General features: G+C 67.8%; 14 protein-coding genes. 10 read left to right on the top strand and 4 right to left on the bottom strand.

The annotated features are described in order from the left end of the window. The first annotated feature begins 280 nt into the window (after positions 1-280). From J7U37_RS01120 to J7U37_RS01100, 5 genes are all read left to right on the top strand, one after another. Complete coding sequence (locus tag J7U37_RS01120) at positions 281-1,759, top strand: PAS domain-containing methyl-accepting chemotaxis protein (protein ID WP_247634553.1); 1,479 nt, start codon at positions 281-283, stop codon at positions 1,757-1,759. Positions 1,760-2,056: 297 nt separating this feature from the next. Next, positions 2,057-2,737, top strand: a complete 681-nt coding sequence (locus J7U37_RS01115; RefSeq protein WP_247634552.1) for a PAS domain-containing protein — start codon at positions 2,057-2,059, stop codon at positions 2,735-2,737. Between the two features lie 55 nt (positions 2,738-2,792). Further along, positions 2,793-4,214, top strand: coding sequence for a diguanylate cyclase (locus tag J7U37_RS01110; protein WP_247634551.1), 1,422 nt, complete (start codon positions 2,793-2,795; stop codon positions 4,212-4,214). Between the two features lie 179 nt (positions 4,215-4,393). Continuing rightward, positions 4,394-5,356: a lipoyl synthase gene (gene lipA, locus J7U37_RS01105; RefSeq protein ID WP_056481504.1), complete on the top strand. Its 963-nt coding sequence runs from the start codon at positions 4,394-4,396 to the stop codon at positions 5,354-5,356. Between the two features lie 6 nt (positions 5,357-5,362). Then, entirely contained in the window at positions 5,363-5,821 is a 459-nt protein-coding gene (locus tag J7U37_RS01100) for a type II toxin-antitoxin system RatA family toxin (protein WP_247634550.1), read from the top strand. A gap of 25 nt (positions 5,822-5,846) precedes the next feature. On the opposite strand, the gene J7U37_RS01095 is transcribed toward J7U37_RS01100, so the two are convergent. The 3 genes from J7U37_RS01095 to J7U37_RS01085 all read right to left on the bottom strand — a co-directional run bounded on the left by J7U37_RS01095 (position 5,847) and on the right by J7U37_RS01085 (position 9,714). Further along, the gene (locus tag J7U37_RS01095) at positions 5,847-7,634 is read right to left on the bottom strand and encodes an ABC transporter ATP-binding protein (RefSeq protein WP_247634549.1); all 1,788 of its coding nucleotides are present in this window, start codon (positions 7,632-7,634) and stop codon (positions 5,847-5,849) included. 272 nt (positions 7,635-7,906) lie between these two features. Next, complete coding sequence (locus tag J7U37_RS01090; RefSeq protein ID WP_247634548.1) at positions 7,907-8,422, bottom strand: CinA family protein; 516 nt, start codon at positions 8,420-8,422, stop codon at positions 7,907-7,909. Then, positions 8,419-9,714 (bottom strand): bifunctional 2-C-methyl-D-erythritol 4-phosphate cytidylyltransferase/2-C-methyl-D-erythritol 2,4-cyclodiphosphate synthase, encoded by a 1,296-nt coding sequence (locus tag J7U37_RS01085; protein WP_247634547.1) that lies wholly within the window; start codon positions 9,712-9,714, stop codon positions 8,419-8,421. Before J7U37_RS01085 ends, J7U37_RS01090 begins: the two co-directional genes overlap by 4 nt. 197 nt (positions 9,715-9,911) lie before the next feature. On the opposite strand from J7U37_RS01085, the gene dusB reads away from it, so the two are divergent. The 5 genes from dusB to J7U37_RS01060 all read left to right on the top strand — a co-directional run bounded on the left by dusB (position 9,912) and on the right by J7U37_RS01060 (position 14,958). After that, entirely contained in the window at positions 9,912-10,964 is a 1,053-nt protein-coding gene (gene dusB, locus J7U37_RS01080) for a tRNA dihydrouridine synthase DusB (protein ID WP_247634546.1), read from the top strand. Beyond that, positions 10,961-12,115, top strand: coding sequence for an ATP-binding protein (locus J7U37_RS01075; RefSeq protein WP_056183484.1), 1,155 nt, complete (start codon positions 10,961-10,963; stop codon positions 12,113-12,115). Before dusB ends, J7U37_RS01075 begins: the two co-directional genes overlap by 4 nt. A gap of 9 nt (positions 12,116-12,124) precedes the next feature. Next, entirely contained in the window at positions 12,125-13,588 is a 1,464-nt protein-coding gene (gene ntrC / locus J7U37_RS01070; RefSeq protein WP_056183355.1) for a nitrogen regulation protein NR(I), read from the top strand. Further along, on the top strand, positions 13,585-14,199 hold the full coding sequence (locus J7U37_RS01065; protein ID WP_247634545.1) for a DUF6886 family protein: 615 nt from the start codon (positions 13,585-13,587) through the stop codon (positions 14,197-14,199). The genes ntrC and J7U37_RS01065 overlap by 4 nt, the downstream gene beginning before the upstream one ends. A 138-nt stretch (positions 14,200-14,337) precedes the next feature. Continuing rightward, on the top strand, positions 14,338-14,958 hold the full coding sequence (locus tag J7U37_RS01060; RefSeq protein ID WP_247634544.1) for a pyridoxamine 5'-phosphate oxidase family protein: 621 nt from the start codon (positions 14,338-14,340) through the stop codon (positions 14,956-14,958). A 114-nt stretch (positions 14,959-15,072) separates the two neighbouring features. Here the strand turns inward: J7U37_RS01060 and oxlT are convergent, their stop codons facing one another. Further along, on the bottom strand, positions 15,073-16,347 hold the full coding sequence (gene oxlT, locus J7U37_RS01055; RefSeq protein ID WP_056183346.1) for an oxalate/formate MFS antiporter: 1,275 nt from the start codon (positions 16,345-16,347) through the stop codon (positions 15,073-15,075). Positions 16,348-16,377: the final 30 nt, after the last annotated feature.

Below are 16,377 nucleotides of genomic sequence, written 5' to 3'. Positions count from 1 at the left end.
TTGGCACGCGCACCGATCGCAAATCTGGTCGGGGCTTTGGGTGCGGAACCAGGAGCGTTTTAAGAATTCACTGGGCGGCCTCACCGGTCCATCCCATTATGAAATAGAACCTTCCTTATTCTGGCGTTCGATCGAAGCCGCCATGACGATGAAACGATAGATGCCATGACACTTGCACGATGCAGGCGGGATTCGCCGATCGGATCGAGGCCTCGTCAGCAGGGGTCGTCACCCTTCGTCGAATGATGGCGGCTCGCCCATCGGATGAGGGAGATGCTCGATGGTCTTCGGTAGCCATGCGCAGATTTCCAAGCTCAACGCGCTCGACGCTTCTCAGGCGCTCATCGCGTTCGACCTCGACGGCAAGGTCGTCACCGCCAACAAGACCTTCCTGGACGCGCTGGGCTATCGTCTGGACGAGATCCGGGGTCGCCATCATTCCATGTTCGTCGATTCGGCCGAGCGGGAGAGCGACAATTACCGTCGCTTCTGGGAGGCCCTGCGCCGCGGCGAGTTCCAGGCGGCCGAGTACAAGCGGATTGGCAAAGGGGGGCGGGAGGTCTGGATCCAGGCCAGCTACAATCCCCTCATCGGACGCAACGGCAAGCTCACCGGCGTGTTCAAGTGCGCCGTTGACATCACGGCCCAGAAGCTGCGGAACGCCGATTTCGAGGGCAAGCTGCGGGCCCTCGACCGCTCGCAAGGCATCATCGAGTTCAACCTCGACGGCACGATCATCACCGCGAACCCAAACTTTCTGGCGGTCGTCGACTACGCCCTGGACGAAGTGGCGGGGCGGCCGCACGCGATGTTTGTGGACGCGACGGAACGAGATTCTGCGGCCTACCGTGCCTTCTGGGATGCCCTGCGACGCGGCGAGTACCAGCAGGCCGAGTACAAGCGCATTGCCAGGGGCGGCCGCGAGGTCTGGATCCAAGCCACCTACAACCCGGTGCGCGACGCGTCCGAGCGGCTGGTGAAGGTCGTGAAGTTCGCAACCGACGTCACCGAGGCCGTCCAGGACCGGCTCCGGCGCGCCGAGCTGCAACGCGGGATCGACCGCGACCTCGACGGCGTTGCGGACTCGGTCTCTCGCGCTTCGCAGCAGGCCATGGGGGCCGCGAGCGCCGCGGAGCAGGCTTCCGGCAACACGCAGAGCGTTGCCGCCGGCGCCGAGGAATTGGCGGCCTCCGTCGGCGAGATCAGCCAGCAGGTCAATCGTGCCCTCGCGGTCACAGGACGGGCGGTCGAGCAGGCGAACGCGACCTCCGTGGTCGTGGCCGGCCTCGCCGCCGCAGCCCAGTGCATCGGCGAGGTGGTCGAACTCATCGACAGCATCGCGAGTCAGACCAATCTCCTGGCCCTGAACGCCACCATCGAGGCGGCGCGAGCCGGTGAGGCCGGTCGGGGGTTCGCCGTCGTGGCCGCCGAGGTGAAGAGCCTCGCGGCCCAAACCGCGAAGGCCACCGAAAGTATCGGTAGCCAGATCGCCGAGACGCAGTCGGCCGCGCACGAGGCGGCAACCGCCATTGCGGGCATTGGCGGAACCATCGGTGAGGTCAATGCCATCTCGGCCGCGATCTCGACGGCCGTCGAGCAGCAGGCGGCGGTCGCTCAGGAGATGTCTGCAAATATGCAGGCGATGACCAGCGCGGTCACCGAGATCAGCCAGAGCGTCGGGTTGATCGCCGCGTCGACTCGGGAGGTCGATGCGTCGACCCGCCTGGTCCGCGAGGCCTCGCGGAACATGGCGGCGTGAGCACCGCGCCGGATGGTTTCTGACGAGGAGGATGCCTGCCGTAACCATCGCGGCAGCCGTCGTCCGCCTCCACCGTGACCTTGGCGTCGTCGCGATATCGGGAACAAGGCTGTCGGACGCTGAAGCGGGGTTGGACGGCCTCAGGGACGCAATCATCCGTGCGCGCTGCAACAAATACACAAACGTTTTTGTGTCCGACAGAAAGAACGAAATTCGTTCTTTCTGAGGAATATCGCTTCTAAAACCATTCAAATCTGGCAAATCATTGCGCCGAGCGATGTAAACCCAGGATACGCGATGGGTGGAACCCTGCAGGCCCCGGCCTCGGTCGAGGATCCGAACGAGCTTGCACATGAACGGTACAGTGCGCTCGTCCGTGCGGTCGCCACCGTTGTCTGGACCGCGACCGCCGACGGGGGAACAAGGGTCGGATCGGACTGGACTGGACTGACCGGCCAGACATCGCGCGAGATGGCCGGCTACGGCTGGCTCGACGCTATCCATCCGGACGACCGGCAACGAACTCGGGAGGCCTGGCGAACGGCGGTCCTTCATCAGGGCATCTACGACACCGATTATCGCATCCGGTGCGCGGACGGCATCCACCGCTGGTTCAACGCACGCGGCGCCCCCGTCCTCGCCCGAGACGGCACGATCCGCGAGTGGGTCGGGGTGTGCTTGCCGATCACGGGCAGCAAGCGGTTCGAGGTTGACCGGGTCTCGGCGGAGGCCGGGTTGGGACGCCTGACGACGGAACAGGTGCGGGGCGCGCGGGCAATGCTCGGCTGGACCATCGAGCGCCTGTCGGAAGAGGCGGACCTGTCGCCGTCTACGGTCGCGCGCATCGAGGACGCGGCCCGCATCGACAGCGTGCGTCCATCCAAGGTCGATGCGGCCCGTCGGGCCTTCGAACGGAACGGCGTCATCTTCACCTGGACCACGGGAACACGCGGCGGCCTGTCCCTTCGCGTCGGGTAGGCGCGACGACCCGATTTCCACAATGGCCAGCAAGGACCATCGTCCATTGATCGACATGGAAACGACGGAGGCCGTCAACGCGCCGACCGTGAGCGAGTCCACCTTCGTCAGCCGGAGCGGAACGGCGCTGGCTCTGCTGCTTCCCGCCGCCGGACCGCATCGTCACCCGAGATTCTCGATCCCGGTCGGGATTGCCGCCTTCCTCGCCGCTCTCCTCGTGCGAAGCATCATACACCCCCATCTCCCGCCGGGCTTTCCCTTCATCACGTTCTTCCCGGCCGTCATCCTCTCGGCCTACCTATGTGGGGCCTATGCGGGCATCGTCTGCGCAACGCTGTCCGGGCTTGCAGCTTGGTACTGCTTCATGCCGGGCCAGTACGCGTTCGCACTGAACGGCTCCGTCATCACCGCCATGGCGCTCTATACCTTCGTTGTCGGCATCGACATCCTGTTGATCCACTTCATGCAGAGCGCGGTGGCAGACCTGATCAAGGCCGAAGTCGCCGGCCGATCCCTCCTCGACCAGCGGCGGCGCCTCGTTTCCGAACTGCGGCGGGAGACCGAGCGCCGTCTGCTGCACGAGCGGATGGCCGACCAGTCCCTTCTGCTCGACCTCGCGCTGAAGGCCGCCGATGCCGGGACTTGGCACTACAGCGTGACCAGCGGGCGAGCCCTGTTGTCCGCCGAGATGGCACGCCAGCACGGCTTCGGCGACGACGAGATCGAGATCGACGTGAGACGGGACTGGCGGCCTCTCATCCACGCGGACGATGCGGACCGTACCCTGACCGACCTCGACCTCGCCATTGAAGCGCGCGGGACATTCGTGTCCGACTTCCGCATCCTCCGGCCCACGGGCGACACGCGCTGGCTGAGTTGTATCGGACGGGTCGTGGTCGGCGAGGGGGGCGATCCGGAATGGGTCGTCGGTCTGACCCTCGACGTCACAGCCCGGAAACTGGCTGAGCGTCGCAGCGAACATCTCGCGCGGCATGATCCGCTCACCGGCCTCGCCAACCGCATGCAGTTCCAGGAACGATTCCTCCAGGAGCTGGCGTTGGTCCGGCGCGGCGGGCCGCCATTCGCCCTGCTGTGCCTCGACCTCGACCGGTTCAAAGCGGTCAACGACACCCTCGGACACGCCGCGGGCGACACCCTGCTGACGATGGTGGCGGATCGGCTGCGCTCCGTCGTCCGGATCGAGGATACCGTGGCGCGGCTGGGCGGCGACGAGTTCGTCATCATTCAGACCGGGGCGGCCTGCACGGACGACATCGATACCCTCGCCGGCCGGATCGCCCAGGCCATCGAGGTGCCCATGGTCATCGAGGGGCACCCCGTCGATGTCGGGGTCAGCATCGGCATCGCGCTGGTCCCCCTGGACGGCGAGGACCCCGACACGGTCTATCGGATGGCGGACCGTGCTCTCTACCGCGCCAAGACGGACGGCGGAGGCACCCATCGTCGAGCAACGTAGGCGTTCCCCTCAGACGACCGGGTGAACCAGCGCGGCGATCCTGCCGATCACGTCCTCGATACCTGACGAACACGCGGGCCTGTCGCGCCACGACGACGCGGCGGGTTTGCGGAGGCCGGTCCCAGGCCTTAAGTCGGGGTTACGCGCCGGCGTCTTGCGGGCGAATCCCGTGGATTGTCATGGCCGTCGTCCTCGATCTTCTGCGCAATGACCAGCGCCCGCGCCACCCCGAGAAGGCGCATCGCCCGGACAAGCCGATCCAGCGCAAGCCCGATTGGATTCGCGTCAAGGCGCCTGGCTCGAAGGGCTGGGAGGACACGCGCAAGATCGTGCACGAGCACGGCCTGGTCACGGTCTGCGAAGAGGCGGGCTGCCCCAATATCGGCGAGTGCTGGGAGAAGAAGCACGCCACCTTCATGATCATGGGCGACACCTGCACGCGGGCCTGCGCCTTCTGTAACGTCCGCACCGGCCTGCCCGAAGGCCTCGACGCGAGCGAGCCCGACAAGGTCGCGGATTCGGTGGCCAAGCTCGGCCTGCACCACGTGGTGATCACCTCGGTGGATCGCGACGACCTGGCGGATGGCGGGGCCGAGCATTTCGCCCGTACCATCCGGGCGATCCGGGCGCGCAGCCCGGCCACCACCATTGAGGTGCTGACCCCGGACTTCCTGCGCAAACCCGGCGCCCTCGAAATCGTCGTCGCCGCCCGCCCCGACGTCTTCAACCACAACATGGAAACGGTGCCGGGTAATTACCTCACGGTGCGCCCCGGCGCGCGCTACTTCCACTCGGTGCGCCTGCTTCAACGCGTGAAGGAACTCGACCCGACCATCTTCACCAAGTCCGGCATCATGGTCGGTCTCGGCGAGGAGCGGAACGAGGTGGTCCAGCTCATGGACGACCTGCGCTCGGCGGATGTCGACTTCCTGACCATCGGCCAGTACCTCCAGCCGACCAAGAAACACCACGCGGTGGTGCGCTTCATGCCCCCGGACGAGTTCAAGGGCCTGGAGACCACCGCCTATACCAAGGGCTTCCTGCTCGTTTCCGCAACGCCCCTGACCCGCTCCTCCCACCACGCCGGTGAGGATTTCGCAAAGCTGAAAGCGGCCCGTCTCGCCCGCATCGCCAACGCCTGAGTCTCGATGCCCTCATTTCGGATCAACCGCGCGGTGCGGCACTCACCGCGCCAGATGTATGACCTCGTGGCCGACGTGGAACGCTACCCGGAATTTCTGCCGCTCTGCGAATCCCTGCGTGTGCTGCGGCGCCAGCCGGGGCCGGACGGCACCGAAGTGCTCGTGGCTGAGATGGGCGTCGGCTACAAGGCCATCCGCGAGCGCTTTACCACGCGCGTCACCCTTGACCCCGACAACCTGCGCATCGTCGCCGAATACATCGACGGTCCGTTCCGCCACCTGGAGAACCGCTGGGCCTTCAAGCCCGGCGAGGGCGATACCTGCACCGTCGATTTCTTCATCACCTACGAGTTCAAGAGCCGGACTCTTGGGCTGCTCATGGGCACGATGTTCGACCGCGCCTTCCGCAAGTTCACCGACGCCTTCGAGGCACGGGCCAACCGGGTCTACGGCGCCGCCGCCTGAGCCGCACCGTCGATTCATCCGTCCGTCACGCCTCGATGACCCCGCCGGCCTGGCGCTCGAACAGGGCGCGATACCGGCCCTCCGATCGGCCGAGCAGGTCCGCTTGGGTTCCGTCCTCGACGATGCAACCGCGATCGAACACCAGGATTCGATCGAGCGACCGCACGGTGGAGAGCCGGTGCGCGATGACGATGGCTGTGCGGCCGCGCATCAGGCGTTCCATCGCCTCTTGAATCAGTGCTTCCGATTCCGAGTCGAGGCTGGAGGTCGCCTCGTCGAGGATCAGGATCGGTGCATCGGCCAGGAAGGCACGGGCCAGGGCCACGCGCTGGCGCTCGCCGCCCGAGAGCTTGACGCCGCGCTCGCCCACCAGCGTGCCGTAACCCTTGGGCAGTCGGGCGATGAAGTCGTGCGCGTTAGCGAGCCGCGCCGCGCGGGCGATGTCCTCCGCCGAGGCGCCGGGACGCCCGTAAGCGATATTCTCGGCCAGTGACCGGTGGAACAGGACCGGCTCCTGCGGCACGATGGCGATGTGCGCCCGCAGGGATGCCTGCGTGACCGCGGCGACGTCCTGCCCGTCGATGCGAACATGGCCAGACGTGACGTCATAGAGGCGCTGCACCAGCTTGACGAAGGTGGTCTTGCCGGAGCCAGACCGGCCGACGAGCCCGACCCTCTGCCCCGCCGGGATCTGCACGGACAGGTCGCGGTAGAGCGGCGTCGCGTGCCCGTCGTAGTGGAAGGTGACGCGGTCGAAACCGATCGTGCCGCCCTGCACGGTGAGAGGCGTGGCGTCCGGCCGATCGGCGACCCCGTAGGGCTCCGCGTCGAGGGCGACCAACTCCTCCATCTCGTTCACGCCGCGCTGCACCCGATTGATGTGATCGCCGATGTCGCGCAGGTAGCCGTGCACCACGAAATAGGTGGTCAGCACGTAGGCCACGTCGCCGGGCGTCGCATCTCCCGTCCACCACAGCCAGAGCGCGGTACCGACGATGGCGGTGCGGAGCAGGAGGAGCAGCGCGAACTGCGCCGTGATGCTCCAGGTGATGCGCATCCAGGTCCGGTGGGTGCGGCGGTTCCACTTGGCCAGGAGGCGGCCGAGGCGCGCATCCTCGCGGGCCTCGGCCCCGAAGGCCTTCACCACCGCGTTGGCCCCGACCGCATCGCTGAGCGCACCGCCGAGGCGCGAATCCCAGACGTTGGAGAGCTGCGCCGCCGGAGCGATGACTTGGATGGCGAGCAGGACCACCACGGCGAGATAGACCAGGGAGCCGAAGCCGATCACCAGCCCCATGAGCGGCCATTGCACGCCGAGCAAGACCATGGTGCCCAAGAGCACCACGAAGGCCGGCAGCAATTCCAGCAGCAGCGTGTTGTTGAGGCCGTCGAGCGCCCACATCCCGCGGGAGACCTTGCGCACGGTCGAGCCCGCGAAGCTGTTGGCGTGCCAGTCGGTCGACAGGCGCTGGACCCGCTGGAAGCCGGCCTGCGCCACCGCCTGCATGGTGGACAGGCTCAACGGCACCACGAAGGTCCAGGCCACGTGGCGCAAGCCCAGGGTGAGGAGGCCGAGCCCGCCCATCGCCGCGAAGGCGACAAGGGCATCCCAGCGCCCCGCATCGCGATCGGCGGCCGAGAGGGCATCCACCAGCCGGCCGGCGAAGAGCGGCAGGAAGACGTCGGCGAGGGTCGACCCGACGATGGCAGCGACGAGCCCGAGCAGAAGACCGGGCCGAGTGCACCACTGGCGAACGAGAAAGGCGAGGACGGCGCGATAGGTTTGCGCGCCCTGAAGGCGGTCGAGGATCATGGAACGCGATCGCGGCGCGGGATGCGCGCCGGCTCCGTGAACGGCGATCGGCCCCGGAAGGGCCGGCCGAAAGGATGGACGAAGAGGATGAGGGAGACGGCTGCGACGCGCTCGGGCGCGTGGGCTCCGTCAGGCCGGCAGGCGCGAGAGGCGCGGGCGGACCGGGGCGGCGATCAAACTTGATGTCATGCAGCCTCCCCAAGGGTTCGAGAGCGAACCCGGCGCGGATCGATGCGCCGTGATACGCAGGCTGACGCCCAAGCGTGTCAGTTTCAAGACGCCGGGCCGAGACCGGGAGCGAGAATCAATTCGAGGAGACCGAGCGCATCGCCCACCGCCAGCCGGCGGATCTCGGTGCGGCCGAGATCGCCGTAGCGGCGCTCGAGGTGGCGCACGGTCGCGCCCGTCACGGCCAGGCCGAAATGCACGAGGCCCACCGGCTTGTCGGCGCTGCCGCCGCCCGGGCCGGCGATGCCGGTGATCGCCACCGCGACGGTGGCCCGGGATCGTGCCAGAGCACCCTCCGCCATGGCGCGGGCGACCGGCGCGCTGACCGCGCCGTGGGCGGCGATGAGATCGACGGGCACGCCGAGGCTCTCGGCCTTGGCGGCGTTCGAGTAGGTGACGAAGCCGCGCTCCACCACGGCGGACGAACCTGGGATTGCGGTGAGCAGGCCGGCGACGAGGCCACCGGTACAGGATTCAGCCGTGGCGATCGTCAATTCCGCCGCCGCATAGGCGGCGACCAGCGCCTCCGCTCGAGCAAGCAAGGCGGGATCGTCGATCACGAGCGGCGCTCGGCCGTCTCGTCGGCCGCGTTCAGTTCGGCGGTCACTTCGGGCAGCCGCACGGTGGCGGCAGCCTGCGCGGCCAGACCCTCGGCGCGACCGACGAAGCCCAGCTTCTCGGTGGTGGTCGCCTTGATCGAAACCGAACTCAGCGGCACCCCGGCGATCTCGGCGATGCGGGCGCGGATCGCCTCGCGATGGGCGCCGATGCGCGGGGCCTCGGCCAGCACGGTGATGTCGAGGTGGTCAATTTTGCCGCCGCGCGCCCGAACCAGCTCGACCGCATGCGCTAAGAAGCGATCGGACGAGGCGCCGCGCCACTGCTCGTCGCTCGGCGGAAAGTGGGTGCCGATATCGCCATCGGCGATCGCGCCCAGCAGGGCGTCGGTGAGGGCGTGCAGGGCGACGTCGCCGTCCGAATGCGCGAGCACGCCGCGATCGGCCGGGATCTTCACGCCGCCGAGCCAGACGTGGTCGCCGTCGGTGAAGGCGTGGACGTCGAAGCCGGTGCCGAGGCGGGTGACGTAGGTGGTCATGGGCTGGGCCTCGCTTAAAGTGGTGAAGTGTTGGCCGGAGAAGCCGCGATCGGCCTCGATCAGGTCGGCCGGCTGGGTGATCTTGCGATTGCGCGGATCGCCTTCGAAGACGACGACGGGCAGGCCGGCCCATTCGGCGAGGGCCCCGTCATCGGTGAAGGCATGAAGGTCAGCCGCGGCCGCCCGGCGATGGGCGTCGCGCAAGAGGCCGTAGACGAAGGATTGCGGCGTCTGAACAGCGCGCAAGCCCTCGCGCCGGGGCGTCTCGCGCACCCGTCCGCTGCCATCGCCGAGATCGTCCACGATCTTGATGGTGTCGGTGACGGCGATGCCCGGCACAGCGGCACGGTGATCGCGGCCGGCCACCAGGGCCCGCTCGATGAGTGCCACGTCCACATGCGGGCGAGCCGCGTCGTGGACCAGGACGAGGTCGGGCGCCTGCGATCCGTCCAGCGCTTCCAAGCCGGCGCGAACCGATTGCTGGCGGGTGGCGCCGCCGGGAACCGGCGCGGCAACTTTATCGCGGGTCGCGGCGTCGAGGTCGGCGAGGCAGGCGCGGTAGAATTCGGCCGCATCCGGCGCGATCACCGGCTGGATGCGGACGATGCCCGGATGGGCCGCCAGAGCCGTCAGGGTCCGGGTCAAGACGGCCTGACCGCCGACGCTGCGGTACTGCTTCGGGGTATCGCCGCCGATGCGGATGCCGCGACCGGCCGCGACGACCACCGCGGCCGCATTCCATGCGATGCCGGACATGCGTATGCTCCCGCGCTTCGGGGGGTGAGGAACCGCGCACCTGCCGATCGCCACGCCCACGGGGCACCGCGCGTCTGCGATGCGTAGGCCTGGAAACCCGCCGATGGGGAGACCTGTCGTTTAAGCGCGGGAGAAGCTGAAATCAAATCCACCGAATCGCTTGCGCGCCGGGCGGATTTGTCTATTTGTTGAGCACAATGGCCACTGATGATTATTTAAGCTTCCTTCGCCCGGCGGAGGGTGAGCGCAGCATCGCAATCGATAAGGGTGAACGCCCGATACCGGTGCTGCTGGCGCCGCTTTCGGGTGTTACCGACCTGCACGTCCGGCGCATCGCCCGCCGGCTCGGCGCCAGCGCGGTGGTCTCCGAGATGGTGGCGGCCGCCGAACTGGCGCGCGGCGATCAGGAGGCCCAGTTGAGGGCCGAGGGCAGCGGCGTCGATCCGCACATTGTCCAGCTCGCCGGCTGCGCGCCGGAGCCGATGGCCGAAGCCGCCCGGATCGCCGAGGCGAACGGCGCCGACGTGATCGACATCAACATGGGCTGCCCGGCCAAGGTGGTCACCGGCGTCGCCTCGGGGTCGGCCCTGATGCGCGACATCGAGGGGGCGACCCGCATCCTCGCGGCGGTCCGGGGCGCGGTGCGCATCCCCGTGACGGTGAAAATGCGTCTCGGATGGGACCATGCCAATCTCAATGCGCCCGATCTGGCGCGCCGGGCCGAAGGGCTCGGGCTGAACGCCGTCACGGTGCATGGACGGACCCGGCAGCAATTCTACAAGGACCGGGCCGATTGGCGCGCGATCCGCGCCGTGGTCGAGGCCGTGGCGATTCCGGTGATCGCCAATGGCGACATCTCCACCCTGACCGAGGCGCGCACTTGTCTGGAGCGCTCCGGCGCTGCCGGGCTCATGGTCGGACGGGCAGCGGTGGGCCGGCCGTGGCTCGTCGGCGCCCTGGCGGCTGGCCTCGCCGGGCGCCCGGTTCCGACGCTGTCGAGCGCCGAGAAGGCCGCGCTGGCGATCGAGCATTACCAGGGTCTTCTCGCTCTCTACGGGCTGCGCATGGGCGTGCGCCACGCCCGCAAGCACCTCGCGGCCTACGCGGAGGCGGGTGGAGGGCTCGATGCGCCAGCGCGGATGCGGCTCCTCACAACCACCGACCCCGCGGTGGCGACGCACCTGCTGGCGCGCGCCTTCGGGACGCGGGACGCATGGGCGATGCCGGACACCAGCGAGGAAGCCGCATGAGCGCGGGAAAGCCGATATCCGGCCGGGGCGGCGGCCAGAAGCCCGAGGTCGTGCCGACCAACGAGGCGGTGATCAACGCCCTGCCGCTGCCGGTGCTGACGGTCGGGGCCAACGACCATATCCTGCACGTCAATCATGCGGGCGAGACGTTCTTCGATCATTCGGCCCGGCTGATGCAGCGGCGCCGCCTGTCCGACATCATCCCGTTCGCGTCGCCGATCATCGCCCTGGTGGCTGAGGTGCGTCGCCGCCGGGCCAGCGTCAGCGAGTACGGGGTCGAACTGGTGCAGCCGCGTTCGGGCCTGGAGCGCAGCGTCGACGTCTTCGCCACGCCCCTCGGCGACGACGAGGAGATCGTCGTGCTGATGCTCCAGGAACGCACCATTGCCGACAAGATGAACCGCCAGCTCACCCATCGGGGCGCCGCGCGTTCGATGGTGGCGCTCGGCGCCATGCTGGCGCACGAGATCAAGAATCCGCTCGCCGGCATCCGGGGGGCGGCGCAGCTCCTCGAGCAGTCCGGCAACGAGGACGACCGCCTGCTGACCCGGCTGATCTGCGACGAATCCGACCGGATCGTACGCATTGTCGAGCGGATGGAGCTGTTCGGCGACGAGCGCCCGGTGGAGCGCGGCTCGGTCAACGTGCATGGCGTGCTCGACCAGGTGAAGCGCTCGGCCCAGTCGGGCTTCGCCCGCCATATCCGCTTCGTCGAGACCTATGACCCGTCGCTGCCGCCGGTGCTCGGCAATCGCGATCAACTCATTCAGGTCATCCTCAACCTGGTGAAGAATGCCGCCGAGGCGATCGGGGCCGATGCGGTCGATGGCGAGATCACCCTGTCGACCGCCTTCCGCACCGGCCTGCGCCTGCAGGTTCCAGGCTCGCGCGAGCGCGTGAGCCTGCCGATCGAGGTGGCGGTGCGCGACAACGGCCCCGGCGTCTCGGCGGATTTGCTGCCCGACCTGTTCGATCCCTTCGTCACGACGAAGGCGCAGGGTTCCGGCCTCGGACTTGCATTGGTCGCCAAGATCATCGGCGACCACGGCGGGATCGTCGAATGCGATCCGGTCCCGCGCCGAACCACCTTCCGCCTTCTTCTCCCCATGTCGAGCGCCCGCGACGGGCGCGAATCGTCCGCGGAGCTGTAGAGTCGCGTCATGCCCAACGGACACATCATCGTCGCGGATGACGACGCCGCCATCCGCACCGTCCTCAATCAGGCCCTGTCGCGGGCGGGCTACGAGGTCCGCTCCACCGGCAATTGCGCCACCCTCTGGCGCTGGGTCGCGGAGGGGGCGGGCGACCTCGTCATCACCGACGTGATGATGCCCGACGAGAACGTCTTCGACCTGCTCCCGCGCATCAAGCGCGTGCGCCCCGAGCTGCCGATCATCGTCATGAGCGCGCAGAATACCTTCATGACGGCGATCCGCGCCTCGGAGCGCGGCGCCTACGAGTACCTGCCCAAGCCCTTCGACCTGAAGGAGCTGATCGCGATCGTCGGACGCGCTCTGTCCCGCCCGCGCGGAACCGCGCCGGTCGGGGCCGATCCGGGCAACGAGGACATTCCGCTGGTCGGGCGCTCCCCGGCCATGCAGGAGATCTATCGGGCGCTGGCCCGGCTGATGCCGACGGACCTGACGGTGATGATCACCGGCGAGTCGGGCACCGGCAAGGAGCTGGTCGCACGGGCTTTACACGATTACGGCCGGCGCCGGACCGGCCCCTTCGTGCCCGTGAACATGGCCGCGATCCCGCGCGACCTCATCGAATCCGAGCTGTTCGGCCACGAAAAGGGGGCCTTCACCGGCGCGCTGGCGCGATCGGCCGGACGCTTCGAACAGGCCGAAGGTGGCACGCTGTTCCTGGACGAGATCGGCGACATGCCGATGGAGGCACAGACCCGCCTCCTGCGCGTGCTTCAGCAGGGCGAATACACCACCGTCGGCGGACGCGTCCCGATCAAGACCAACGTCCGCATCATCGCGGCCACCAACAAGGATCTGCGGGTCTCGATCCAGCAGGGCATCTTTCGCGAGGATCTGTTCTTCCGCCTGAACGTGGTGCCGCTGCGCCTGCCGGCCCTGCGTGAGCGCTCCGAGGACGTGCCCGACCTGATCCGCCACTTCTTCATCCTGGTGGAGCGCGAGGGCCTGAGCCGCAAGCAGCTCGATGGCGAGGCGATGGAGCGCCTGAAGCGCTATCGCTGGCCGGGCAACGTGCGCGAACTCGAGAACCTCGTCCGGCGCCTCGCTGCCCTCTACCCGCAGGAGACGATCACCGGCCCGGTGATCGAGGCCGAACTCGATACCCTCCCGCTGGCCCAGAGTCAGACGAATGGCACGGGCACCCCACGCAAGAACAACGGTGAGGCCGAAACTTTGTCGGGCGCCGTGGAGCGGCATTTGGCCGACTATTTCAGCAACTATCGCGACACGCTGCCCCCGCCCGGACTCTACCATCGCATCCTGCGCGAAATCGAAGGGCCGCTGATCGGAGCGGCGCTCGCCGCCACGCGCGGCAACCAGATTCGCGCGGCGGAGCTGCTCGGCGTGAACCGGAACACCCTGCGCAAGAAGGTACGGGACCTCGACCTCCAGGTGTTTCGCAACGCCCGGTGAGCACCAGAGACGCGGCGACGGCGAGTAATGCCTGCCCGTCGCTGTTCCACTTCAGCGAGGATCCGGACATCCGGGTCTTCGTACCGCGCCCGGTGCGGGTCGGCATCGACCGGGGAGCGGAGCGCGCCTGGCTGAACGGGGCTCTGGTCTGGGCGATCGATAGCGCCCACAGCCTGCTCTACCTGTTTCCGCGTGACTGCCCCAGGATCGTGATCTGGCCCACGGCCGAGACGTCGCCGGAGGACCGGGAGACGTGGTTCGGCGACGTCTCGGGCCGCGCGGTCGCCTATGTCGAGGAGGCCTGGGCGGACCGGATCGAGGCCGGCGTCCTCGAACGCTACCAGATGCCATTCGCTACGTTCGAACCCTCCGGCGAGGCCGGCACCTGGGTTTCACGCCAACCGGTCGTGCCGGACGGCCATGACACCCTGGGGGATCTGCCCGGTGCCATGGCGACGGCGGGCCTGGAACTCCGCATCCTGCCTCGCCTCACACCCCTGGCACCGATCTGGCGCTCGAGCCTCCATGCGAGCGGGCTGCGTCTGCGCAATGCGCGGGACTGGGTGACGCCTGAAGGCGGACCGCCGAAACCGATCGGTCCCGACCGTTAGACCGGGCGCTTCGAAAGCACGATTGCGTTTCCGTATCTCGGCAAGCCTGATCGGTAAGCTTCATGCGGCACTTGGCGATCACCCTCGGATTGCTGCAAGGGGAGCACGCTTCTCCAGCCTGCGAAACGGGAACACCCCATGGCCATCGTCGAGACAGTGGCGGACCTCGAGACCATCTACGGTGCCTGGGACGCTGTCTCCGAGGCCTCCACCGCGAAGGTGGCCGACCACATCACGTCGCATTACCGCCGCTTCATCGAGGTCGCGCCCTTCGCGAGTCTCGCCACCGTCGGTCCGGAAGGCCTGGATTGCTCGCCCCGGGGTGACCGGCCTGGATTCGTGCGCTGCGCCGATGCCCGTACGCTCCTCCTGCCGGATCGCCGCGGCAACAATCGGATCGACAGCCTGCGCAACGTCGTGCGGGACCCGCGCGTCGGCCTGATGTTCCTGATCCCCGGCATCGGCAATGCCCTACGGGTGAACGGGCGTGCGGTGATCGAGGACGATCCGGCCCTCCTCGCCACGTTCGCCGTCGAGGACAAGGCACCCCGGACCGTGATGGTGATCACCGTCCACGAGATCTACTTCCAGTGCGCCCGCGCCCTGATCCGCTCCGGCCTATGGCGGCAGGACAGCCACGTGGACCCGACGTCGCTTCCCTCACCGGGGCAGATCCTGGCCGAACGCAGCGAGGGCCGGGTGGGTGGCGAAACCTATGACAGGACCTGGGGCGAACGCGCCCGCCAGACGATGTGGTGAACGCGAGCTCCTGCTCATTCACCCAGCCAAAATCCTGCACCCAGCCAAAATCCTGGCCGATTCCCCGAGGAAGGCGCGGACGGGCTCTCCCATCCGCGCCTGTCCCAGCCTCAATCAAGCCAGCGCGGGCTTGCCGACCAGGGTCGGAGCCTCGACTTCGCCGAGCCAGCGCCGACGCATCGGCTTGAGCACGAAGTAGGCGAGGATCGCGGTCAGCACATCGAGCGTGATGATGATCGCGAAGACCGGCAGCCACGAGCCCTGCACGGCATAGATCCAGGCCGCGATCGGGCCGCCGAAGAGCGAACCGATCCCTTGAGCCATGTAGAGGAAGCCGTAATTCGTCGTGGCGTGCTTGGTGCCGAAGGTGTCGGTGAGGATCGACGGGAACAGCGAGAAAATCTCGCCCCAGGCGAAGAACACGACACCGGAGAGCAGCGCGAACGCGTAGGCGTTCTCGCGGAAGACCAGCAGCAATGCGATCGCCACCGCTTCCGCCGCGAAGGCGATACCCATGGTGTTTTCGCGACCGATCTTGTCCGAGACCCATCCGAAGAACGGGCGGGTCAGGCCGTTGGTGATGCGATCGAAGGTCAGCGCGAAAGGCAGGGCGACGAATCCGAAGATGATCGCATCGGCCACGCCGAAGTCGCGGGCGAAGGAGGCGAAGTTCGCCACCACCATCAAACCGCCGGTCGACATCATCGTCATCATGACGAACATCAGCCAGAACAGCGGCGTCCGCAGCATCACTCGCGGCGGCGTGTCATGGACGCAGGTGGAGAGATTGACCGCCGGGGACGGCAGCACCTCACCGGCGCGCGGCGCGCGCAGGCCCAGGGCCGCCAGGGCCCCGATCGCCCCGAGCACGATGCCGAACACCGTGAGCGTGTGGCGGTAGCCCGAGGCGGTGAGCATGTCGCTGATCGGGAAGGTGCTCAGCATGGCGCCCATGCCGTAGCCGGCTGCCACGACGCCGACGGCGAAGCCGCGCCGGTCCGGAAACCACTTCACCATCAGGCCGACGATGCCGACATAGACGATGCCGGTGCCGAGGCCGCAGAACAGGCCGTAGGTCGCATAGACGCCCAGCAGGGTATCGACCCGGGCCGCCAGCACCCAGCCGAGGCCGGACAGGGCTGCGCCGAGCGCGATCATCAGCTTGGGGCTGAACCGGTCGATCAGGTAGCCCTGCACCGGCGAGAAGAAGGTCTGCAGCACGATCAGGATCGTGAAGGTCCACTGGATCTGCGGCAGCGTTGCGCCGGTGGTCGCGATCAGCGGTTTGGTGAACAGGGTCCAGACATATTGCGGACTGGAGATCGCCATCATGGCGACGAGGCCGAGGCCGAGCTGGATCCAGCGTTGGCGGGAGAGGTTCGTATCCATTATTCGCTCCTTGCGACGCGAACCGCTTCG

Origin of the sequence: Methylobacterium sp. 37f, from assembly GCF_023093475.1 — a bacterium.
Lineage (GTDB): Bacteria > Pseudomonadota > Alphaproteobacteria > Rhizobiales > Beijerinckiaceae > Methylobacterium.
The sequence above is the reverse complement of the archived record's forward strand: the minus strand, read 5'-3'. Positions and strand labels throughout refer to the sequence as shown.